The organism is Pseudomonas sp. NA-150 (genome assembly GCF_044336365.1).
GTDB lineage: Bacteria > Pseudomonadota > Gammaproteobacteria > Pseudomonadales > Pseudomonadaceae > Aquipseudomonas.
On record NZ_CP172305.1, the window covers coordinates 3,484,504 to 3,507,869 of the forward strand.

Annotated in this window: 16 protein-coding genes and 3 pseudogenes; 3 read left to right on the forward strand and 16 right to left on the reverse strand. The window is 59.5% G+C overall.

Going from position 1 to position 23,366, the window contains the following annotated elements:
* Positions 1-54 precede the first annotated feature (54 nt).
* The 9 genes from ACF0H7_RS16405 to ACF0H7_RS16445 form a co-directional block, all read right to left on the reverse strand.
* The gene (locus tag ACF0H7_RS16405) at positions 55-1,377 is read right to left on the reverse strand and encodes a DUF1329 domain-containing protein (RefSeq protein WP_397447968.1); all 1,323 of its coding nucleotides are present in this window, start codon (positions 1,375-1,377) and stop codon (positions 55-57) included.
* A gap of 228 nt (positions 1,378-1,605) precedes the next feature.
* Positions 1,606-3,249 carry a fatty acid--CoA ligase gene (locus ACF0H7_RS16410; RefSeq protein WP_397447969.1) on the reverse strand — a complete coding sequence of 548 codons (1,644 nt, stop codon included), beginning with the start codon at positions 3,247-3,249 and terminating at the stop codon, positions 1,606-1,608.
* Between the two features lie 51 nt (positions 3,250-3,300).
* Positions 3,301-5,079: an acyl-CoA dehydrogenase C-terminal domain-containing protein gene (locus ACF0H7_RS16415; RefSeq protein ID WP_397447970.1), complete on the reverse strand. Its 1,779-nt coding sequence runs from the start codon at positions 5,077-5,079 to the stop codon at positions 3,301-3,303.
* A 91-nt stretch (positions 5,080-5,170) separates the two neighbouring features.
* Positions 5,171-7,648, reverse strand: coding sequence for an RND family transporter (locus ACF0H7_RS16420; RefSeq protein ID WP_397447971.1), 2,478 nt, complete (start codon positions 7,646-7,648; stop codon positions 5,171-5,173).
* 31 nt (positions 7,649-7,679) lie between these two features.
* Positions 7,680-8,753, reverse strand: coding sequence for a WD40/YVTN/BNR-like repeat-containing protein (locus ACF0H7_RS16425; protein ID WP_397447972.1), 1,074 nt, complete (start codon positions 8,751-8,753; stop codon positions 7,680-7,682).
* Positions 8,754-8,899: 146 nt separating this feature from the next.
* On the reverse strand, positions 8,900-10,258 hold the full coding sequence (locus tag ACF0H7_RS16430; RefSeq protein ID WP_397447973.1) for a DUF1329 domain-containing protein: 1,359 nt from the start codon (positions 10,256-10,258) through the stop codon (positions 8,900-8,902).
* A gap of 39 nt (positions 10,259-10,297) precedes the next feature.
* The gene (locus ACF0H7_RS16435) at positions 10,298-12,307 is read right to left on the reverse strand and encodes a DUF1302 domain-containing protein (protein WP_397447974.1); all 2,010 of its coding nucleotides are present in this window, start codon (positions 12,305-12,307) and stop codon (positions 10,298-10,300) included.
* A gap of 130 nt (positions 12,308-12,437) precedes the next feature.
* Positions 12,438-13,004: an RBBP9/YdeN family alpha/beta hydrolase gene (locus ACF0H7_RS16440; RefSeq protein ID WP_397447975.1), complete on the reverse strand. Its 567-nt coding sequence runs from the start codon at positions 13,002-13,004 to the stop codon at positions 12,438-12,440.
* 149 nt (positions 13,005-13,153) lie between these two features.
* The gene (locus ACF0H7_RS16445) at positions 13,154-14,719 is read right to left on the reverse strand and encodes a methyl-accepting chemotaxis protein (RefSeq protein WP_397447976.1); all 1,566 of its coding nucleotides are present in this window, start codon (positions 14,717-14,719) and stop codon (positions 13,154-13,156) included.
* A 211-nt stretch (positions 14,720-14,930) separates the two neighbouring features.
* On the opposite strand from ACF0H7_RS16445, the gene ACF0H7_RS16450 reads away from it, so the two are divergent.
* The gene (locus ACF0H7_RS16450; RefSeq protein ID WP_397447977.1) at positions 14,931-15,980 is read left to right on the forward strand and encodes an AraC family transcriptional regulator; all 1,050 of its coding nucleotides are present in this window, start codon (positions 14,931-14,933) and stop codon (positions 15,978-15,980) included.
* A 197-nt stretch (positions 15,981-16,177) separates the two neighbouring features.
* On the opposite strand, the gene ACF0H7_RS16455 is transcribed toward ACF0H7_RS16450, so the two are convergent.
* From ACF0H7_RS16455 to ACF0H7_RS16485, 7 genes and pseudogenes are all read right to left on the reverse strand, one after another.
* On the reverse strand, positions 16,178-17,188 hold the full coding sequence (locus ACF0H7_RS16455; RefSeq protein ID WP_397447978.1) for a YeiH family protein: 1,011 nt from the start codon (positions 17,186-17,188) through the stop codon (positions 16,178-16,180).
* Entirely contained in the window at positions 17,185-17,511 is a 327-nt protein-coding gene (locus tag ACF0H7_RS16460; RefSeq protein ID WP_397447979.1) for a Rieske (2Fe-2S) protein, read from the reverse strand. The genes ACF0H7_RS16455 and ACF0H7_RS16460 overlap by 4 nt, the downstream gene beginning before the upstream one ends.
* A complete protein-coding gene (locus tag ACF0H7_RS16465; RefSeq protein WP_397447980.1) occupies positions 17,508-18,170 on the reverse strand; it encodes a DsbA family oxidoreductase in 663 nt (220 codons plus the stop codon). Before ACF0H7_RS16465 ends, ACF0H7_RS16460 begins: the two co-directional genes overlap by 4 nt.
* A pseudogene (locus ACF0H7_RS16470) lies at positions 18,167-19,500 on the reverse strand (MFS transporter). The gene ACF0H7_RS16465 and the pseudogene ACF0H7_RS16470 overlap by 4 nt, the downstream one beginning before the upstream one ends.
* A 139-nt stretch (positions 19,501-19,639) precedes the next feature.
* Positions 19,640-19,750, reverse strand: a pseudogene (locus ACF0H7_RS16475) (3-keto-5-aminohexanoate cleavage protein); the annotation flags it as partial.
* Between the two features lie 75 nt (positions 19,751-19,825).
* Complete coding sequence (locus ACF0H7_RS16480; RefSeq protein WP_397447981.1) at positions 19,826-20,674, reverse strand: TauD/TfdA dioxygenase family protein; 849 nt, start codon at positions 20,672-20,674, stop codon at positions 19,826-19,828.
* A gap of 15 nt (positions 20,675-20,689) precedes the next feature.
* Positions 20,690-21,670, reverse strand: coding sequence for a quinone oxidoreductase family protein (locus tag ACF0H7_RS16485; protein ID WP_397447982.1), 981 nt, complete (start codon positions 21,668-21,670; stop codon positions 20,690-20,692).
* Between the two features lie 443 nt (positions 21,671-22,113).
* On the opposite strand from ACF0H7_RS16485, the pseudogene ppk2 reads away from it, so the two are divergent.
* Both ppk2 and ACF0H7_RS16495 read left to right on the forward strand, forming a co-directional pair.
* Positions 22,114-22,943 (forward strand): annotated as a pseudogene (gene ppk2 / locus ACF0H7_RS16490) (polyphosphate kinase 2).
* 55 nt (positions 22,944-22,998) lie between these two features.
* Positions 22,999-23,364 carry a DUF5064 family protein gene (locus tag ACF0H7_RS16495; RefSeq protein WP_397447983.1) on the forward strand — a complete coding sequence of 122 codons (366 nt, stop codon included), beginning with the start codon at positions 22,999-23,001 and terminating at the stop codon, positions 23,362-23,364.
* The last annotated feature ends 2 nt before the right edge of the window (positions 23,365-23,366 follow it).

Below are 23,366 nucleotides of genomic sequence, written 5' to 3' on the forward strand. Positions count from 1 at the left end.
AGTTTGCGGCGCATGATGGGCGTTTTTACAGCAGTAGGTAAAGGTGTGGCGACCTTAACGAATGCCAGCACCCGCCATCGTCTCAGGACACCACTGCGCTTTCGACAGCGCTTCGGTGTACTTGATGCCACCGTGAGGACCGACCACGCCATTGATGTTGTAGGTGCCGCGCGACAGGTCGTACGTCATGAAGGGCGTGGCATCCGGCACCTGCTGGTCATAGCTCTGGCTGAGGAAGGCGAAGGAGCCACGATACAGCCGGCCGCTGGTGTCGTATTGATCGGAGGCCAACGCCGCCCAGCTGTCTTCATCCAGGTAGAAGCGACGTTTCTGGTAGATGTGCTTGGCGCCGGGCTTGAGGTTGCCCTCCACCACCCACACCCGGTGTTTTTCCCAACGCACGAAGTCCGGGGCCAAGTGGTTGGCGGCGGTCAGCGACTTGGGGTCATGGGCGTAGGTCAGCTTGTAGGTGTTGTAGGGCACGATCATTTCCTGCTTGCCGATCAGCGTCCAGTCGTAAAGCTCCAGGGCACGCGCCGTACCGGGGTTGGGCGTGTCGTAAGCGAGGATCGAGACCTGTTTGACCCGGCGCTGAGCAGGCAGGTACTGCCAGGCACGCCCCGGCTGCGCCAGCGGGTTGGCGGCGTCTTTGAGCATGATCGACTCGCCGGCGCGACGTGCCGGGCCGGTGTACGACAATTTCATCTGATAGTAGATGTCGGCATTGGTGAAAGGCTTGGACAAATCCTGATAAATCGGGAAAGAGACAAACGCCTCGCCAGTCACCGCCAGGCTTGCCACACCAGCCGAGTCAACGCTCCAGGAATCGTACTTGGCGTTGATGTTGACGCCCTGGTAGCGCAACAGGAAGTTCCACATCGCCTCGACGCCCGACTGCGGGATCGGGAACGGTACACCGGGCAGCACGTTGTCGAGGGCCATCCCGCCCTGCAGTGCCCTGGCACCCGTAGCGTTTTTCACCCCGTTGCTCAGCACCGCCGGGGGCAATGCCGCGCTGCGGTGCGTTGGATAAACGTCGATGCGAAAGCCCGGATACCGCTTGGCCAGCGCCACCGTGGTGGCAGTGAGCATGTCTTTGTACTGATCGACGTTCTTGCCGGTGATCACCAGCAGCGGTTTATCCCCCGCATAGGGGTCCGGGCGCATGCTGTCGCCGGTCTTGAAGCCGGCCGGAGCGGTCGTCAGACCACCGGTATAGGCCGGGATGGAGCCGTCGGCATTACCGGCTTTTTCAGCACCCACCAGGGTCAGGCTGGTGCCCAATTTGGCGGCTTCCTGGTTCGACACAGACGCTTGGACATTGATAGCCAGGGCCATCGTCAGCGAAGCCATCAGTAGACTTTTCACGAATTTCATTTTTGTTATTTTCCCGCTTTGTAGGCAGTACTGACAGTAAAGCCCTCACAGCGCGTACGCCTTTCATTTGACGACAGTCGTTTCGCTATTGGTGACAATGTCGACTCTATGCGGGTTGGCGGTGCCCTTCTCCGACCAAACGGCCCTGTTCCCGGCAAAAACACACGCAAATGAAAAGGCCCCGCTTAATAGCAGGGCCTTTTGCTTGAAACGCTGGACGGCTAACGCTTACCGAGCCAATTCATTCTCCCGAATCAGCTTTTTGTTGATCTTGCCAACACTGGTTTTCGGAATATCGGCAACGAATCGGAACTGTTTGGGAATTGCCCACTTATTGATTCGACCGCTTTCAACATACTGGTGTAGATGAACCTCAAGCACTTTGGAATCAATCTTTTCCCCGGGTACGCACACCACCAGCGCCACCGGCCGCTCGCCCCACTGCGGATCGGGAATGCCCACCACCGCCACCGAGGCGACCGCCGGGTGTTCGCTGATCAGGCTCTCCAGTTCCAGCGAACTGACCCACTCGCCGCCGGTTTTGATCACGTCCTTGATCCGATCCTTGATCTCCACCACGCCCGAAGCGTCGACGGACGCAATGTCACCGGTGTGCATCCAGCCCTGCGCCCACAGCTGCGCGCCCTGCTCCGGTTCGTTCAGGTAACCCTGGGTCAACCAGGGTGCTCGCAACACGAGCTCGCCCTGCGCCACACCATCGTGCGGCACATCGTTGCCGTTGGCGTCGATGATGCGAAAATCCACCATCGGCACCGCGATGCCGGTCTTGATCCGCGCAGCCACTTGCTCATCCGCCGGCAGTTCAAGTTCGGCGTCACTCAGGTGGGTCAGACAGATCAACGGACACGTCTCGGACATCCCATAGCCGCTATGGATGCGCATACCCCGTGCCGTCGCCTGGGAAGCGATGCCATGGGTCAATGCACTGCCACCCAACAGCATCTTCCAGCCGCTGAAGTCAGTCCGGGTGGCTTCTTCACAACTCAGGAGCATCTGCAAAATGGTCGGCACGCAATGGGAAAAGCTGACCTTCTCTTCGCGATACAACCTGACCAGGCTATTGGCTTCGTAGCGCCCCGGGTACACCTGCTTGATGCCCATCATGGTCGCGACATACGGCACGCCCCAGGCATGCACATGAAACATCGGGGTGATGGGCATGTACACATCGTCCGAGCGTAACAACGGCACGCCCTGATACACGCCCAGCGTGCCCACCGCATTCAGCGTGTGCAGCACCAACTGGCGATGGCTGAAGTAAACGCCCTTGGGATTGCCAGTGGTGCCGGTGGTGTAGAACACCGTCGCGACTGCGTTCTCGTCGAAGTCCGGAAAGCTGAAGTGATGGTCCGCCTGTTCCAGCAGACTTTCATACTCCCCCAGCACCGGCAGCTCGGTCGCAGCCGCGCCGACATCACTGAGCTGGATATAGCCTTTGACCGTGGTCAGTTGATCCCGAATCGGCTCGATCAAGGGCAGGAAGTCATCGTGCACCAACACCAAATGATCTTCGGCGTGGTTCATGGTGTACAGAATCTGCTCCGGAGAGAGTCGGATATTCACGGTATGCAACACCGCACCAATCATGGGTACGGCAAAGAAGCACTCCAGATAGCGATGGCTGTCCCAATCCAGCAGCGCCACGGTGTCTCCGGCTTTGATCCCGGCTTTGGTCAACGCGTTTGCCAACTGTTTGATGCGCTGGTTCAACGTTTGGTAGCTGTAGCGCAGCTTGTCCGCATAGACGATTTCCTGCTCGGGTGCGTAGCGCACGCCAGAGAGCAACAAGCTTTTGATCAACAAGGGATAGGTGTACGCGCCCTCTGCGGGCGGAATAATTTTTATTGTCACCTGGGGTACTTCCTGAGTCTGTGGTGTGGAAATCATCGCCGGTTCGACGGATCAGAACTGCGCTGCGTCGAGCAGGTACAGCGATTCGCTACCGGCCTTGACCGACGCCGCCAACGAATGGATACGCGGCAGCAGGCGGGCGAAATAGAAGCGTGCGGTGCCCAGCTTGCTGGCGTAGAAGTCGTCCTGCGCCTGCTTGCCCATAGCGGCCTTGGCCATCAACGCCCACATGTAGGCATAGGCGGTGTAACCGAAGGCATGCAGGTACTCGACCGACGCCGCGCCAATTTCATTGGGGTTGTTGCTCGCCCGATCCAGTACCCAAACGGTGAGTTCGTCGAGGTTGTCCAGCGCACTGCTCAGCGGTTTGCTGAACTCGGCCAGATCGGCACCGGCGGTCGCGATGAAATGGCGGATCTCGTCGGCGAACAGCGTGTACAACGCGCCGCCTGAACCGACTACCTTGCGCCCGACCAGGTCCAGTGCCTGAATGCCGTTGGTGCCTTCGTAGATCTGAGTGATCCGCACATCACGCACCAGTTGTTCCTGGCCCCACTCGCGAATATAGCCGTGGCCGCCCAGCACTTGCTGGCCATGCACGGTGGACTCCAGACCCAGATCGGTGAGGAACGCCTTGGCCACCGGAGTTAACAACGACACCAGTGCTTCGGCGCGTTTGCGCGTAGCAGCGTCTTCAGCAAATTTGGCGATGTCGAGCTGCATGGCCACGTAGGTGGAAAACGCCCGCCCGCCTTCATTGGTGGCTTTCATCGTCAGCAACATACGACGCACGTCCGGGTGGACGATGATCGGATCAGCGACCTTGTCGGTGGCTTGCGGGCCGCTGGGTGAGCGGCTTTGCAGACGATCGCGGGCGTACTCGACGGCGCTTTGATAGGAGCGCTCGGCGCAGCCCAGGCCCTGAATGCCGACGCCCAGACGCTCGTAGTTCATCATCGTGAACATCGCCGCCAGGCCGCGGTTCGGCGCATCGACGATCCAGCCGGTGGCACCGTCGAAGTTCATCACGCAGGTGGCCGATCCCTTGATGCCCATCTTGTGCTCGATTGAACCGCAGGACACTGCGTTCTTCTCGCCCAGACTGCCATCGGCGTTGACCATGACTTTCGGTACCAGGAACAGCGAAATGCCTTTCGGGCCTGCCGGTGCATCGGGCAGTCTGGCCAGTACCAGGTGAATGATGTTCTCGGTCAGGTCTTGCTCGCCGCCGGTGATGAAAATCTTGGTACCGCTGACTGTGTAAGAGCCGTCAGCCTGCGGCTCGGCCTTGGTCCGAATGATGCCAAGATCGGTACCGGCATGCGGTTCGGTCAAGCACATGGAGCCGGTCCAGACGCCGGCATACATGTTTGGCAGGTACGCGGATTTCAACGCTTCGCTGGCGTGAGCGTTGATCGCCAGGCAAGCACCGGCGGTCAACATCGGGTACAGGCCGAAAGACAGGTTGGCCCCGTTGACCATTTCCTCGACCTGGGCACCGATCACCTTGGGCATGCCCATGCCCCCATACGCCGAATCTCCGCCAACGCCGCCCCAGCCACCTTCGGCAAACGCCCGGTAGGCCTCCGGGAAGCCGGCCGGGGTACTCACCACGCCGTCAGTCCAGGAACAGCCCTGCTCGTCGCCACTGCGATTGAGCGGTGCGATGAGCTCTGCGGCGATCTTGCCGGCCTCCTCGAGGACGGCATTGGCAGTCTCTTCATCCACCACCTCGGCGAGGGCCGGCATCGACGCCCACAGTTTGGAGACTTCGAACACTTCGTTGAGTACGAAACGAATGTCACGCAGGGGGGCTTTGTAATCAGACATGATTGAAATACTCAGGCAATGTCAGGGCATTGAACATGCCCTGGTCAGTAAAAATGGCACCCTCTCGGGTGCGCGTAAAAGTCGACAGGTGTCAGGCGTGGGCTTTCTCTAATGAGTGCTTCTTGATTGACTCGGTGCCGACGTTGCGCAGCAGGAAGTGCGACAGCGCCGGGATCAGGATCAATGCGCCGAGCATGTTCCAGATGAACATGAAGGTCAGGAGGATGCCCATGTCGGCCTGGAACTTGATCGGCGACCAGGCCCAACACACCACGCCGGCCGCCAGGGTGATGCCGACCAGGCCCACCACGCGTCCGGTAAACGCCACCGCATTGCGATAGGCCTCGGACAGCGGCATGCCCTGGCGCTGGTAGTGCAGCTGGACGCTGAGCAGGTAGAGCGCGTAGTCCACACCAATCCCCACGCCCAGAGCGATCACCGGCAAGGTCGCCACTTTCACGCCGATGCCCATGACCACCATCAACGCCTCGCAGAGGATTGAGGTGAGCACCAGCGGCAGCAGCGCCACCAGCGTCGCGCGCCAGCTGCGGAAGGTGATCAGGCAGAACAACGTCACCGCTGCATACACGTAAAGCAGCATGGTGTGGTTAGCGTCGCGCACCACGATATTGGTCGCGGCCTCGATGCCGGCAGTGCCGGCGGCCAACAGGAACTGACGATCGTCAGAGCTGTTTTCCTTGGCGAACTTGTCGGCGATGGCCACCACCGCATCCAGCGTTTCCGCCTTGTGGTCCTTGAGGTAGGCGATTACCGGCATCACCGAACAGTCGGTATTGAACAACTCCGGCGCATTGACCGAGGCCTGCTGCGCGGCGTAGTTCAGCACGTTCTGGTTGCGCTGGATGCTGTTCAGCTTGGGGTTGCCCTCGTAGGAACCGACGGTGATCTGGCGCACCGCGTTGACCAGCGATGACGTCGCTTGCACGCCCGGGTTTTGCTGCAGCTCCCAGGCCAGACGGTCGGCCAGGACCAGGGTCTTGTAGTTCAGGCAGCCTTCGGGTGCGGTCTTGATCATCACCGCGAACAGGTCGCTGGACAGCGCGTAGTGGCTGGTGATGTAGCCGTTGTCACGGTTGTAACGCGAGTCCGCGCGAAGCTCCGGGGCGCCACTGTCGAGATCGCCGATCTTCAACTGTTGGCTGACCACGAAGCCGCCGATACCCAGCAACACCGCGACCAGTACGGTGCCAATGGCCCACTTGGGCGTGGTGAAGCGGTCGAGCATGCTCCATAACTTGCCGAAGCCCCGATTCTGCTCGGCCCGTGTGTCGATCTTCAGTGCGCGCTCGGCGGCCTTGGCGCCGACGCCGATATAGGACAGTGTCACCGGCATCATCAACAGCGAGGTAAAGATCAGCACGGCCACGCCAATACTGGCGGTAATGGCCAGGTCCTGGATCACCGGGATATCGATCAGCATCAATACCGCAAAACCGACCGCATCGGCCAGCAGCGCGGTGACACCGGCGATAAACAAGCGGCGGAAGGTGTAGCGCGCCGCCACCAATTTATGCGTGCCGCGGGCGATGTCCTGCATGATGCCGTTCATCTTCTGCGCCGCGTGGGAGACCCCGATGGCGAAGATCAGGAAAGGCACCAGGATGGAGTAAGGATCGATGGCATAACCCAGCCAGGCGACGATGCCCAGTTGCCAGACCACTGCGGTCAGTGAACAGAAGATCACCAGCACGGTGCTGCGCAGGCAACGGGTGTACAGATAAATGATCACAAACGAGGTGGCCACGGCCAGGCCGAAGAACATCATCACTTGAATCAGGCCGTCGATCAGATCGCCGATCAACTTGGCGAAACCAATCACATGCACCTTGTACTTACCGGTGCCTTCTTTCCCGGCCTTGCGCGCGGCGCTATCACCGGCGAACTCAATTTTGTCGCGCAGCTGCTGCTCGAGGGTCTGGGCGAATTGGTAGTAGTTGATGCTTTTGCCGGTGGCCGAGGCGGTGTCCAGCAGCGGCACGACCAACATGCTCGACTTAAAGTCGCTGGCAACCAAACTGCCGACGAGACCTGCGCGGTTGATATTCTGGCGCAGTTGCTCAATGTCCGACGGCGAGCCCTTGTAGTCATTGGGCATTACCGGGCCACCCTGAAAACCTTGCTCGGTGACTTCAGTCCAGCGTACCGACGGGCTCCACAGCGACTTCATCCAGGCGCGATCGACGCCTTCGGTGAGGAACAACTCATCGTTGACCTGTTTAAGCACACTCAGGTACTCAGGGTCGAAAATGTCGCCCTGGGTATTTTCTACCACCACCCGCACCGAGTTACCCAGCCCCCGCAGCGATTTGCGGTTCTCCAGGTAATTTTTGATGTAAGGCTGGCTCTGCGGGATCATCTTCTCGAAGCTGGGACGCAGCTCCAGGCGCGTCACCGCCATGTAACCCAGCAACAGGGTGAATATCACCATGAACAGCATGAACAACGGACGGTAGTTGAACACCCAGCGTTCCAGGCGGTTGCCGGACAGTCGATCGAAGTCACGCAAGTGGCGGATCACCGGCATGGTGTCTTGCTTGATGTTGCCCATGTCAGGGTACTCGCTCTAATTGATCCAGTTCTTATTCGACGCGAAGTGCACGCGCACCACGGCTACCCACCAACACCAGCGAGCCATCGGCGGCCAGCGCGGCAGCTGCCACGGGCGATTGGCCTTGCTGCGGCACCAACTGCAACTGTGTACTGCCTTCCTGCTCAAGCAACATATGACCGGCCTGCGTGAACAAGCGGTAGTTGCCCTTCGCGTCCAGCGTGGCGGCGGTGATACTGACCGGCAGCCCGGCGTTCAACGCGCTCCAGTTCTTGCCGCCATCGACGCTGCGGAACACATGCCCGCGCAGGCCGTAAGCCAGCACTTCGCCAGGCTTGCCGATGATCCCGAAAAAGGTGCCTTGATAAGGCGTCTGCACAGCCATGAAATGCTGGCTGGACTCATCCCACTTAAGCAGCAGGCCCTGTTCTCCGGCGATATACAGCGCGTCACCGGTGGAAGCGATGGCTTCCAGGTGCAAGCCCTGCGGGTTTTCTGTGCGGTCCTCGAATGGTGTCCAGTGCTGACCACCGTCTTCGGTACGCAGGATCAGGTTGAACACACCGACCACATACCCCAGCTTGTCGTTGGCGAACCAGACGCCCAACAGTGGCTTGTCGGCGCCCTCTTCCACCAGGCGCTGGCCGTCACTGACAAGCTGCGCCCATTGTTCGTTGGCCGGATCGGCACTGGCCAATTCACCGTAATGCTTGACCAGCAAGTCGCCAATTTGACGGCCATCGAGCTGTTTGCTCCAGGTCGCGCCGGCATCGCTGCTGTGCAGGACCACACCGTCATTGCCGACCGCCCAACCCTGCGTTGCGGACGGAAAATTCACTGCTGTCAGATCGGAGCTGACCGGTACAGCCGCCTGCTGCCAGCGGTTGCCCGCATCATCGGAATAGAGAATATGACCACGCTGCCCGACAGCCACCAGGCGCGTTCCTGCGCGGGCCACATCCAGCAACGGGCTGCGCACGGCCAAGGCACTGGTCTTGGCCGGCAGATCCAACACATCGACATAGCCGGTCGCCTGAGCGACTCCCTGCAACAGTGCCAGCGTGGCGCCCAGCGCCAGCAACACGCACTTTTTGTACGAACACATACGGCGTCCTCTTGTGGGAACTGCGCTGGGGGCACGCACGTGCAGCCCAGCGCTGAAATCAGGCACCCTGAACCCTCGGCTCTACACCGAAAGTTGTCCGGACCCACGGCCGGGGAGGCAGTGGACCGAACAGGCTCACGCTGTGCTTAGCGAATACCCGCGCCCGCCAAGGACTCCGGCGACCATTGCGCCTTAGACAGAGGATCGATGTACTTGATGCCACCGTACGGGCCTACCACACCGTTGATGTTGTAGGAGCCACCGATCAGGTCGTAGATCATGAAGGGCGTGGCGTCCGGGATTTTCTTGTCATAGCTCTGGCTGAGGAAAGCAAAAGAGCCACGGTAGAGCTGACCACGGGCGTCGTACTCGTCGGAGGCCAGAGCGGTCCAGGAGTCTTCATCCAGGTAGATGCGACGCTTCTGGTAGACGTGCCGAGCACCCGCCTTGAGCGTGCCCTCTACGACCCATACGCGGTGTTTTTCCCAACGCACGAAGTCGGATGCAACGTGATTGGCGGTGGTCAGCGACTTCGGATCAGGGGCGTACGTCAGCTTATAGGTGTTGTAAGGCACGATCATTTCTTGCTTGCCGACCAGCTTCCAGTCGTAGCGATCCAGTGCACCGTTGAACACGAAGACATCGTCATAGGTGCCCGCGCCTGAAGTACCTGGGTTAGGCGTGTCATAGGCCAGGTCCGGTGCCAGTTTTACTCGACGTTGGCCAGGCAAGTACTGCCAGGCGCGGCGCGGCTGCTGCAGCGGGTTGGCGGCGTCTTTAAGCATGATCGACTCGCCGGCCCGGCGCGCGGGACCGGTGTAGTACAGCTTCATCTGGTAGTAGGTGTCGGCGCTACTGATGGGCTTCGCCAGGTCTTCGTAAATCGGATAAGCGATGAACGCGTTGCCGGTGATCGACAGGCTCGGGACGCCAGCCGAGTCGACGTTCCAGGAGTCATATTTGGAGTTGATGCTGACGCCCTGGTAGCGCAGCAGGAAGTTCCACATCGCCTCGGCACCCGATTGCGGGATCGGGAATGGCACGCCGGGCAGGACGTTGTCGATGGCCAACCCGCCCTCAAGTGACTTGGCACCCGTGGCATTTTTCACGCCGTTGTCCAGCACCGCTTGAGGCAGCGCCGCAGTACGGTGGGTCGGGTACACGTCAATGTGGTAGGTAGGAAAGCGCTTGGCCAGCTCCGCAGTGGTGGCTGTCAGCAAGCCTTTGTACTGATCGACATTCTTGCCATCAATCACCAGCAACGGTTTTTCACTGGCAAAAGGGTCCGGACGCATACTGTCGCCCGACTTGAAGTTGGCCGGAGCGGTGGTCAAACCACCGGTATACGCCGGAATCGAACCGTCGGCATTAGCGGCCTTTTCGGCCCCTACCAGGGTCAGGCTGGTGCCGAGTTTAGCCGCTTCCTGAGTCGATACCGCTGCCTGCGCATGCGCGGCGAACGCCATGGCCAGAGACGCAGCCAGCAACGTGTGCACGAATTTCATCTTGTTATTCTCCTGCTTACCGAGTAAGCGATTCGTGAATCAGAAGGTGGTTTTCATGGTCAGGTAAACGGCGCCACGGTCTGCTGTGGTCGCGCCGCCGCCGGAGAAGGCCGAGTAGCCACCGGCATAACACGCATAGTTTTGGTTGCCGCTGAAAGCGTTCGGCGTAGAGCCGTCGCCACCTGTGGAACCGGTACTCACGCCACTGACATTGCACTTGTCGGTCTTGCCGAAGGAGTCCACATACTTCAGATCGACAAAGTATTTGTTGTAAATGATCGCGCCGACGCCAAACGCGTAGTTGCCGGTGTCTTTCGCACCGCCACCGCTCACTGGTGACACACCAGCAAGGCCCGCGTTGACGGACATTGGCAGGTTCATGTCGACACCTGGGAATACCTGGTACCAGGTCGGCGTGAAGTTGACGGCAATACCCCAGTTGTCGCGAGTTGGAGCGTCGATACCCTGGTAGCTGCCGTTGCCCTTGTACAGCGCTGCATTCTTGCTATCGAGGTGAAGCAAGTTGCTGTAATACAGTTCGGCGAGCAGGGTTGCCTGATCGAACACAGCCGTTTTGGGCAAGGTCATCAGGCCGTTGAGCGTCCAGTGCAACGTCTCACCGGTGGCGCTCATGCTGTCGCCCTTGCTCGGGGTGTCATAGACGATGCCGGTTTCAGCCGTGCGAGCTGGCAACAGACCCAGACCCTGCCCCAGACCTAACGGGCTGGTGGAGCTCACGATGGCCGGGATACTGGCCAGTGGCATGTTGTCTCGGATGTTCAGGTCCGAACCAACGCTCACACCGCCGACATCCTTCGACAGACTCAAACCGAAGATATGGATATTGTCGGCATAGGCCATTTGGTACGTGGCGGTATTGAGCGAGTTAAGCGTATTGACCACTGCTCCCCCAAGGGATGCGGGTCTGGTCCCGTTGGCGTTGGCCGAACTGATACCGGTGGCGTTCAACCACGCCTGAGGCAAAATATCCGAAGTCTGGCGGTAGTAGACGCCCAATGTCCCGTCCAGCCAGGCCGGCGACCATTTGGCCATCACGCCCCAATCCCCGCTGTTATCCGGCGTGAGATCATGACCACGACGCACGTTGGTCAGACCGTTGCACGGCGCCAGACCACAACCCAGTGCCGGATTGCCAGACGGCGTATTGGTGTTGCCCAGCAGGAAAGACTGTGCGCCGAAACCCACCAGATCGGAGCCGCCATAGTAGGTACCGGCCTCCGGCAGGCGGGCGGCATCCCAGTGCAGGAAGTACTGCGCACCCACGGTCAGCTCGGGATTAACGGTGAAGGACATCGAGACTTGATTGCGCGGAACGAACAGCTCTTTGGCCTCGGTACCGGGCGAAGCTGCCAGCTTGGCAAGATCCAGACCTGATTGACCGTAACTGATCGAATGCACCGGGTTCAGGATGGTCTCACCCCAGAACACGTTGTGCTGACCAGCCTTTACGCTGATCTGCGACTGATCGCCCACTTCATGGTTCCAGAACACAAAGGCATCCAGAACTTCACCGGACGGGCCACTGTAGTAGCGCTGGGCATAGTTGCTCAGGTGGGCGCTGCCATTGCCGACGTTATCGTTGGTGACGCCAGCAAAACCAAGGCGTGTGTCATTGGCGACCAGCCCCGAGGTGCCCTTATTACCATTGATGAAGGGATTGGAGCTGTTGCCGATATCGTCATAGGCCTGGTCGTACCAACTGGCGGTACTGATACGAAACCCCTGTTTGCCCTGGTTAACCACATCCAGCTCGGTCAACAGGTCAACGCGATTGGTGATATTGGTACCGGCCCGGCGGAAGTTGTAGTCGCCGTCGTTATTATTCGGCGTCCCCAACATGCGCTTGTCAGCGTTTTCGGTCCGCACGCCATAGTTGTACTTAATGGTGTTATCGAAACGCACAGACCAATCGGGATTACCGGTGTCCAGCTCGAAGGCGTGGGCCGTCGGCATCGAAGCGGCCAGGATAGCCGAGGTCAACAGACTTAGACGCAACGGGGTGTGACAGTGACTCTTATTGTTATGCATTAAGTTGGCTCCGCCCTTTTTGTATTTATTTAAAGCGTAGTGGCCCTCGCACTGACTATCGGTGAAAAGTCAGTGCCTCCAGGAGTGAGGGCAATGGCCGGTGGCTTGTGACCGACCGGCTCCTGTTTAATTAACGATCAAGCTCCAAAATGAGCGCTTCAGCCTGCTGCCATGGGCCGTAACCCGCAGCAGGATTGAGGTGGCCGACTTCACCCAGATTGAGCAATTCGCTGCCCCAGCCTTCGGCCAGGCGAGTGCTGGCGTCCAGGCTGGCGAGATAGTCGTTGGTGCTGGCGGCGACTATGCTGCGAAACGGTAACGCGCCTGTGGGCAGAGGGTCCCAGCCATTGGCACGCAGGGTGTCGGGATGCGGATAGCCTTGCGGCCAGTCAGCATTGAGATCCGGTGGTGCAGCCAGCAGAGCGCCCTTGATCGGACGACTGTGGCGCGCAGCCCAGTGCGCCACCATCAGCACGCCGGCACTGTGCGCCACCAGAATCACCGGACCTTCGATCTGCTCCAACTGCTGCTGAATGGCGCGCACCCGAGCGGCACAGTCGAGCTTGTCGGTTTCCAGCGGTGGCACACTACGAACTTTGTTTAACCTGGCCTCGAGCAAAGTTTGCCAATGCTCGGTTACATGCTCACGCAGGCCAGGCACAATCAGAACAGTTGCCGCAGTTTGTAGTTTGTCCACTTGAACACCTTCGCTCTCGATAACTCGCCTGGCTCGATGGCCAGAAGCTTTTGTAGTGCTGACATTAAACAGCGGCCGACCTGTATGCTTTTCATTTGGCGTCAGCCACTTTTCTTTCGGTGACAAGTTACATTTTGTCGCTGATTCGCTTATGCATTGAAACGTTCAACCAACAGGTGTAATGAATGCGCCGTGGCTTCCAGATCGCGACCGAGCAACAGGGAGCGGCCGGTGAGTTCGGAGTTGTTCTGCGCAGCCTGAGAAATAATGGTGATCTGCCGAGAAATGCTGCCCGCGACCTGGCTCTGCTGTTCAGTCGCCGTGGCCATCTGCTCGACCCGCTGATGGATACCGCTGACCGCGAGCGTAATGCCATCCAGCGCACGCTCGGTATCGACCACATGCCTGACCCCGGCGCGCGCTTCCTCACTGCCTTTACTGGCAATGTCCACCGCCTGCTGGGCCTCGCCCTGCAAGGTGCCGATGATCTGTTGGATAAACTTTGTCGAGTCGCGGGTTTTAGAAGCCAGTGCCCGCACCTCGTCAGCGACCACGGCAAAGCCACGCCCCTGATCGCCTGCACGCGCGGCTTCAATCGCGGCGTTCAGTGCCAGCAAATTGGTCTGCTCGGCGATGGCTTGAATCATGCTGGCGGCCTGCTGGATCGATTCCGTTTGCTTGGCCAGGCTGTCGACCGAATGGCTGATGTCATCGACCGTATCGGCGAGTTTTTCGATCACCCGGCGCGTCTGCACGACTTGCTGCGCACCGCCGGTGGACAACTGATTTACCTCAAGCGCGCTCTGCGCCGTCTGGTGCACATGCGCCGACACCTGCGTGATCGAGGCCGCCATCTCATGCATCGCGGCCGCCGCCATGTCCGCTTCGACACACTGCACTTTCAGCGCTGCTTCAGACTGATTGACCAACTGACCGTTGCGGGTCGCCAGGCTGGCCGTCTGGTCGGCGTAATCACCCAGACGACTGAGCGCGGTGCGAATGCGCGCACCCTCGCTGATCAAGGCCATTTGCAGGCGTGCGACAGCGCCCGATTCGCTGCTGTAGGTGAGCGCTACCAGCTCACTGTCGAACGCCTGTGGCGCAGCCTCCTGGATCTTCGTCAGCGCGCGGCGCACGAACGCCAGTGATATCCCGGTCTGCACGAACGACAAAGTGATCACAGCCGCAAGCGCCCCTTGCGGCATCCCCTGCATGAACAGGAACGTCCCCAGCAGCCCACCCAACACCGGCACCAGGAGGAATCGGGAGAATATCCCCAAACGTCGCCCCAGGCTGGTCGCCGAGCGCCCCTGGCGAAGGCGGGCATACAATGCGATCGCACGATTTATCTGCTCGGCATCGGGCTTGACCCGTACCGATTCGTAGCCAATCACCTGCCCCTCCTGTCGAATCGCCGTGACGTAGGTGCTGACCCAGCAGAAGTCGCCATTGCTGCAGCGGTTCTTGATGATGCCCATCCACGGCTTGCCGGCTTTGAGGTGACTCCACATGTGCTCGTAGATCGCCGCAGGCATGTCGGGATGGCGGACGATATTGTGCGCAGCGCCCATCAACTGCTCGCGGGTGAACCCACTGACGGCGACGAATTCGTCGTTGCAGTAAGTAATGCGACCCTGCGTGTCGGTGGCTGAGATCAGTCGCTGTTCGGCGGGAAAGACACGTTCGCTATCGTTGATAGAGGTATTGACTGGCATGCACGCCCCTTATTTTTATTTTGTTGTTCGCCCTGTACACCGTTGATGCTTGCGCGGCGCCTGACCAACAGGGGTCAAGGCCGCTGAAATTACTGGAGATTGAAAGGAGTGAGCCTTGCAGTTCGCGTCAAAAACTTTTCATTTCATGACAGCGCGGATATAGTCAAACGCGCTCATGTCCCTCGGGACCCCGTCAGGAAAGGACCTCTGCATGACCAAGCTTGTTCGAGCGGCTGTTTTGACCAACTACATCGAGGTGAGCCAATACCTCAGGCTCAATCCGCAAGACTTGTTGGCGCGTGTGGGTCTGACAAAAACCATCCTGTTGACGCCAGAGCACCGCATTCCGATCGATGCGGCGGTGCGTCTGCTGGAGGAGTCAGCCATCGCCAGCGGATGCCAAAGCTTCGGCCTGAGCATGGCCGAGTCGCGCCAGCTCTCGGACTTCGGCGTTGTCAGCCTGCTGCTCACTCACCAAAGGACGCTGCGCGATGCGCTACAGGTGCTCGTGCATTACCGCCACTTGATGAACGATTCGCTGGCAATCTTCATTGAGGAGGCCGGCAAAATGGTGATCATTCGTGAGGAAGTGGTCACCGAGTCTCCAATGCCTTGTCGACAGGCCAATGAATTGGCCATCGGTGTGATGTTCCGTTTGTGCGCGGCGCTGCTCGGCGCGCACTGGCAGCCCTACAGTGTCAACTTCACCCACCAGGCCCCGGACAACCTGCAACTGCATCGCCGTCTGTTCGGCTGCAAGCTGGAATTCGGCAGCGAATTCAATGGCATTGTTTGCCCCGACGCCAACCTGAACGTGACCAACCCACATGCCGACCCGGCCATGGCCCGTTACGCCCAGAGCTACCTTGACTCACTGCTGAATGAGGAAGGGCCGTCGATACTGTTCGAGGTGCGCAAGGCGATCTACGTGCTGCTGCCCATGGGACGCGCCACCATCGAACAGATTGCCCAGACCCAGGGCATGAACGTACGCACCTTGCAGCGTCGCCTGAAAGAGGAGGACTGCGCCTTCAACGACCTGATCAACGACGTCCGCCGCGATCTGGTGCTGCGCTACCTGGACAACCCGAACTACTCGCTGGGACGTATCGCCGACATGCTCGGCTACTCCATGGCCAGTTCCTTCACCCGCTGGTTCATCAAGCAATTTGGCATGCCGCCGGCATCGTGGCGCAGCGGGCAGAAAAACGCGCCGTCGATGGCTGTTGCGCCGACAACACCCCTTCCCGACCGCGAATAATCCTGCCGGACGCCGTCGTCGTTGCACTGCCGTGCTCCTCGGAAATGGGGAGGGAAATTCAACGAAAAAAAACGGCGACTGCTGTCTACAGTCGCCGTAAAGTGACCGTCGCTTGGGACTCCGGTCGAGTGTCGCATTGCGCACAGGAAACACAATGCGAGGCTATTCGCGTAAAGGCGTTAGAGGTGTAGCCGGACTTAGAGCCCCCAGTGCAGCAACAACAACACCAACACCGCGAGGAACACCGTCTCCCCTACCATCAGCAAGATGGGCTTGATACCGACTGCGGCCAGCTCCCTGAGCTGAGTTTTCATGCCCAAGGCACTGATGGAAACCACCAGACTCCAGCTCGCCAGCTGGTTGACGAAACCCTGCACGGCCGGAACAACCCACCCGGTACTGTTGATGCAGGCAAGCATCAGAAAACCGACGGCAAACCAGGGCAATAACGGCGGTCGCTTGCCCGTCGGGTCGGCACCCTGCATCCGCGTGATCATTGCCGCAGTGACGATCACCGGCAGCAGCATGGCGACGCGCATCAACTTGACCACTGTGGCGATATCGCCAGTTTCAGGCGACATGCCGTAACCGGCACCGACCACCTGGGCGACATCATGGATGGAGGCGCCAAGGAACACACCTGAGACCTGGGGTGACAACGACAACCAGTTGGCAATCATCGGATAGAGAATCATTGCCGTGGTCGACAACGCCGAGACGCCAATCACGGTAAACAGCGTGGCCCGCTCTTTTTGCGGGTGGCTAGGCAGCGCCGCCGCCAACGCCAGTGCCGCAGAGGCACCACAGATAGCGGTTGCGCCCCCGGTGAGCATGCCAAACAAGCGCGAGAAGCCCAGCGCCTTGGCCGCCACCACCGAGAGACTGATCGTCACCACAACCAGGATCACCACCAGCGCAAAAGGCTTCCAGCCCAGCGCCGCGATCTGTTCGAGCGTAATGCGCATGCCCAATAGGGCCACACCGATGCGCAGCACCGTGCGCGCGGTGAACTCGATGCCGGCCTTGCAAGGGCCTGCGCCAGCGAGAAAGTTCAGCGCCAGGCCAAGCAGCAAGGCGAACAACATGACCGGCGCATGGTAGTGCTCTGAAAGAAAGGTCGCAGCCGCGGCAACGGTCAGGCTGACGACAAAACCCGGCGCCAGTTCGCGCACTCGCGTGTTGATGCTGGTGAGAGCAATGGCGCTCATAGCGCAGACTCCTCGGAAACAATAACGATAAAGGCGTGGCCGTCGATTACCTCAACCGGGTAAGTCGCGACCTTGAGTTGGGTGGTATTGAGCAAGTAGCCGCTGCTCAGATCGAAGCGCAAGCCGTGGGCACGGCACTGAATCACTCGCCCTTCAAGCTGCCCGCCACACAATGAGGCGCCCTGATGCGGGCAACTGTCGTCGATGGCATACAGCTGCCCTTCGACGTTGAACAACGCCAGGCTTTTGCCATCGAATTCGAACAATGCACGGCCACCCGCCTGCGGGAACTTGCCGGCAGGCACGGGTATGCGCAGGCTCATGACGGCTGATGCTCGAAATCACTCTGGCGCAGTGCTTCACTGAGGGCCTCGAACAGCACCTCGGCAGGCTGTGCCCCCGCAATCGTCAAGCCCTGGCCGAAGCGAAAACAGGGCACGCTGTTGGCCGCCATGGCGAAGCCTACATAAGGCGTGCCGTCGCCCTGCAGGCAGTCAGCGATGGCAACGCGGTTGAAGCCACACGACTCGGCGATGTGCAGCAAGGTGGCACGGCAACCGAGGTCCTCGCCGAGATGGAAATAAGCAGCGAACAGCCGATTGAGCAAACGGTCGTACTGTTCCTGACTGCCCAGCAGCGCCGCGCGCTCCAGCAACCGATGGGCATCGGCGGTATTGGGCATGTTGTCGATCAGCATCAAGTCGATGTTCAGGCCGACGGCGGCGGCGGCCTGCTGCACCTGCGCCTGACGCATGCGCATTGCCTCCACGCTGCCCAGACGATTCAGATAGAACTCTTTGAACGGCTTGCCCTCCGCCGGCAAGTGCGGCAGCAACTGCGCACCCTGCCAGATCACGTCCACCGCAACCTGCGGATGGATCGCGTGAAACAGGCTCAACGCTTGCTCCAGTTGATGCTTGCCAATCAGACACCATGGGCAGATAAAGTCGAAATACACATCGACACGCACACTACGACTCACGACTTCACCTCTAACATCACATCGTTGCCCTGCCGACCCTCGACACGCTCGCCCTTAAGCCGCGCAATGTCGTTGTGGTAATGGCACTTGGCATAAAAGAACACCGCGGCGGCGGCAATACTCACCAGCGGCACCAACTGAAAGGCGGCATGCAGCCCAATCAAATCAGAGACCTTGCCGGTGATGAATGGACCGGGGCCAGCCCCAGCATATTGTTGGCCAGGGTCAGGGTGGCGAACGCCGTACCGTGAACCGAGTAATGCGTCAGGTTGGCAACCATCGCCCCCGCAGGCCCGGTGGTGCCGGCGGCAATCAACATTCCCAGGCAAATCAATGCCAGTTGCGCCAGCCCCGGTGGCACGGCGAACGCCAGTGATAACAACAGGCAACTGCCCAGGCAGTAGGCGATGGCTAAGGCGATTTTGCGCTCCGGCGAATTTCGGCACAGGCGATCGCTGAGCATGCCGCACAGAATCATCCCCGCGCCGCTGCACAGGACGATAATCGCCGCCACGCCACCGGCTTTGTCCGCGCCCATGTCGTAGTAACGATTGAGATAGCTCGGCATCCACACGATCACCGTGCCACCGACAAACAGCTGCAAGCCGCTGCCAATGTAGGCACCGATCACCGAACGGCTGGAAAACAGGGTGCGCAATGGACGCTTGACCGCAGCTTCGGCCTTGTTCAACGCCGCCGTGGCGCGCTGTGGCGCAATGCGTGCTTCCTTGACGATGATCGGGTAAAGCAGCGCCAGCAGCATGCCGAACAACGCCATGCCGGCGAAGGACCAACGCCAGCCCAACTTGGTCGCGATCAGTCCGCCGAAGGCCATGCCCAATACTGAACCAAACATGCCGCCGGCCATGAAGGCGCTGGAAAGCGTGGCCCGCATGTGCTTGGGAAATACCGAGATCACCACCGCAATGCCGACGCTGCCATAAGCGGCCTCGCCGACGCCCACCATAAAGCGGGCAATGAACATTTGCTGATAGTCCTGGGCCAGTGCGCAACCCAGGGTCGCCAGGCTCCACATCAACGCCATCAGCGCCAGGCTTTTGACCCGGCCGAAGCGGTCAGCCATCAGTGACAGGGGGAACGTCAAAAGGCCCACCATCAAGGCGACGACGCCACTGAGCAGGCCAAGCTGGCCATCGCTCAATGCCCACTCACTCTTGAGCAGCGGGAATACGGCATTAAGTACCTGCCGCGACATGTAATCGGAAATCAACAGGCCGAATGTCAGCGCGAAGACGATCCAGGCGTATTTGCGCGCAATACCGACTGAGCCTGGCTCGTCATCGTTTAGTGCGCTGGGGTGAAAGGCCATGTTGCCTCCTCGGAGCTGAGTTGCTACTTATTATTGTTGTCGGGTGTCTGTGCGCTGTTCGATGCAGGGGCGAGCGTGTTGCCCACCCCGCGACCGATCAACCGCGTTGTGGAACGCCTTTCTGACCAGCCTTGCGGTGCGGGATGTCTTCCGGGAAGTCTTCCGGCATCCATTCAGGGCCGTACGGAGCGACGGTGATCACCACCTTTTCCATGTTTTCCGGGTGCAGCGAATCGTCGAAAAATTGCATCAATGACACCTTTTATTTTTGTCAGCCGTCCCCCGGACGATGGGGACGGACTTAGGCGGGTGCAAAAGCAGTTGACTAGTAGGTCTTGTCGCCAACGATCCCTGCGCGTTCCATCTTGCGATGGCAGGCCGGGTAATCCATCACCGCGTAATGCTGGGTACTGCGGTTGTCCCAAATGGCGATGCTGTTGGGCTTCCAGCGCCAGCGCACCTGGTACTCGGGGATGTACGCCTGGCTGATCAGATAGCGCAGCAGCTCCCCGGCACCCGGGTTGGCGTCCTGACCGAAGCGCACCCGCTCTGGTGTATGGAAATTACTGAAGTGGGTGGTGAAGGCATTGACGAACAGCACCTTTTCACCGGTTTCCGGGTGCGTGCGAACCACCGGGTGCTCGGCGTCCGGGTACATGGCCTTGAGTGCCAAACGCTTTTCGATCGGCATGGCCGCGCCGAAGCTGGCCTCGATGCTGTGACGGGCGCGCAGGTTGGCGATCTTCAGCTTCACCTCATCGGGCAAATTCGCGTAGGCCTCGACCATGTTGACCCACATGGTGTCGCCACCCACTGGCGGGCACTCCACGCAACGCAACACAGCACCCATCGAAGGGTTTTCACGCCACGAGGTATCGGAGTGCCATGCATTCTCGTAGCGGTCCATCGGCTGGCTCGGATTCTTGTAAATCTGCACCAGCCCCGGATGATCCGGATCACTGCCGGCCACCGGGTGATCTTCCAGCTCGCCGAATCGGCGGGCGAAGGCCACGTGCTCGGCACGGCTGATGTCCTGATCACGCAGGAACACCACCCGGTGCGTCAGCAACTGGGCACGAATCTCAGCAAACAGGCCATCATCATGAATGGCATCCGCCAGATTGACGCCGATCAGTTCGGCGCCGATGTGGCAGGTCAATTGTTCGACTTTCACGGCAGGCAACTCCCCTTAAATGACGAAAATCGACGAGCCGGTGGTCTTGCGTGACTCCAGGTCACGATGGGCCTGCACGGCATCTTCCAATGCGTAGTGCTGGTTGATCTCGATCTTGATCCGGCCGTTACCGACGTGATCGAACAACTCGCCGGCCAGGGCGGCTTTCTCCGCAGGGTCGGCGATGTAATCCGCCAACGCTGGACGGGTCAGGTACAGCGAGCCTTTCATCGCCAGCAATACCGGGTCGAACGGTGGAATCGGCCCTGATGCAGTGCCCACGCAGACCATCAGGCCTCGGCGCTTGAGCGAATCCAACGAACCGGCGAAGGTGTTTTTGCCGACACTGTCGAACACCACATTGACCCCGACACCATCGGTCATTTCGCGAACGCGCTTGGCGACATCCTCGTGGCTGTAGTTGATGACGTGATCGCAGCCATGGGCCAACGCGATGGCGCCTTTGGCCTCGGTGGACACGGTGCCAATCACCGTCAGGCCGAGCAGCTTGGCCCACTGCGAGACGATCAGGCCAACACCACCCGCGGCGGCATGCAACAGAATGCTGTCGCCGGCCTTGAAATTGTAAATTCGACGCATCAGATACGATGACGTCAAGCCGCGCATGGTCATGGCCGCGGCGGTCTCGAAACTGATGGTTTCCGGCAGCTTGATCAGCGGCGCTGCCGAGATCAGACGTTCGGTGCTGTAGGCGCCCAGGGTGTTGAGAAAGCCGGTGTAGGTGACGCGATCACCGACCGCGACGTTGGTCACGCCCTCGCCCACCGCCTGCACCACGCCGGAGGCTTCGACACCCATGCCGTTCGGCATCGGGATCGGGTACGTGCCATTGCGAAAGTAGGTGTCGGCATAGTTCAGGCCGACCGCCACATGGCGCAAGCGCACCTGGCCAGGGCCGGGATCGCCGACCTCCACCTCTTCATAGCGAAGGACTTCGGGACCACCGGTTTCGTAGAAGCGTATGGCTTTGGCCATGCCTTTTATTCTCCAATCTGCATTGTTGGCGTGCTGTATTTATATTCGTTGATTGGACTGTAGGCCGCAGGCTGCTGAGCCGCTTCTCATCAGACGACAATGGCTTTTCATTTCATGACACGCGGTCAGGCATGGACGCCAGACGGCTCGTGGAGCGCTTGAATAATGGGAGATACAGTCGTCCAGACGCCGCCCTGTCGAGCCGCATCGGCTTATCTTTTGTTCGATAAGAGGGTGTCAGCCTCGGCTGCGCGCCTGATGACCTGATAGTCGCTGCGGGCACCGCCGGACAGATGCTCGCCAACCGCAATATCGTACAAAGCCTGTTGCGTCTCATCGAAGTTCTGACCTGCCTTCTCCAGAGGCAACTACGCTGGAACTGAGACAAACGCGTCGACCCGCGTTGGCGTTTCCAACAGGTGCTTTCAACCAGGAAAAAAACAATGGCTAAACATTCGAAAAAGCCCGAAAAACCGGTAACAGCGCAAAGCAGCGAGCGGTTGGACAAGAAAACCTACGAGAAAGAACTCCGGCTGCTGCATATCGAATTGGTCAAACTGCAAGAGTGGGTCGTCAAACAAAGCTTGAAGGTGTGCATCATCTTTGAGGGGCGCGACGGTGCCGGCAAGGGCGGGACCATCAAAGCCATCACCGAGCGAGTCAGCCCGCGCGTGTTTCGCGTGGTCGCCCTGCCCGCGCCCACTGAGCGCGAAAAAACCCAGATGTACGCGCAACGCTACCTCATCCACATGCCCGCGGCCGGTGAAATCGCCCTGTTTGACCGCAGTTGGTACAACCGCGCCGGCGTCGAGCGGGTGATGGGCTTTTGCACCGAAGAGCAGACCAATGGTTTTCTCAAGGTGGCGCCGCTGTTCGAAAAGTTGATGATCGAATCGGGCATCATTGTGATCAAGTACTGGCTGGAAGTCAGCCCGCAAGAACAGGAGCGCCGACTGGAGGATCGCTGGCGCAGGACGGGCGTAAACTGTGGAAGTTGTCACCCATGGACCTGAAGTCTTTCAGCCGCTGGGACGCCTACACCAAGGCCCGTGACGATATGTTCGCCGCCACCGATACGTCCTGGGCGCCGTGGTTCATGGCGCGTTCCGAAGACAAGCGACGGGTGCGACTCAACATCATCAGCCACCTGCTCAAGCAGATCCCCTACGAGGACCTGACCGGAGAAACCAAGATCAAGCTGCCCAAACGCGGAAAAATCGGCGTTTATAAGTCCAAAGACTATCCGTTCAAGATGGTGACCGAGCGCTATTGACGCAACGTGTTAACCCCGGCGCCCGATTTATTGATCGCTACCAAGGAGAAATGACATGGCCCAGTTCACTCCCGGACATCTGCATGTAGAACGTACCGCGCTGCAAAAAAGCGACCACAGCTATGACCTGATCATTGAATACAAGGTCGATCAGGACCCGTCGCTCGGCAAAGGTGTGCGCTTCACCGTCAAAGGGCAAATTCAAGGCAAAGAGGCGCTGGAAGAGTTTTTTCTGCCCAAGGAGGAGGCCTTCAATTTCGCCCGAGACCTGTCCAAGGTGTTTGCCAAGCATGGCGTACCCAAGGAACAGCAGATCCAGATCCACGCCAACAATAAAATCTACGACAAGGTGTTCGAAGACATCCGCGAGAAACTCGCGATCAAATCCGGAGATCCGATCGACATCAAAGACTTTGAGTAAAC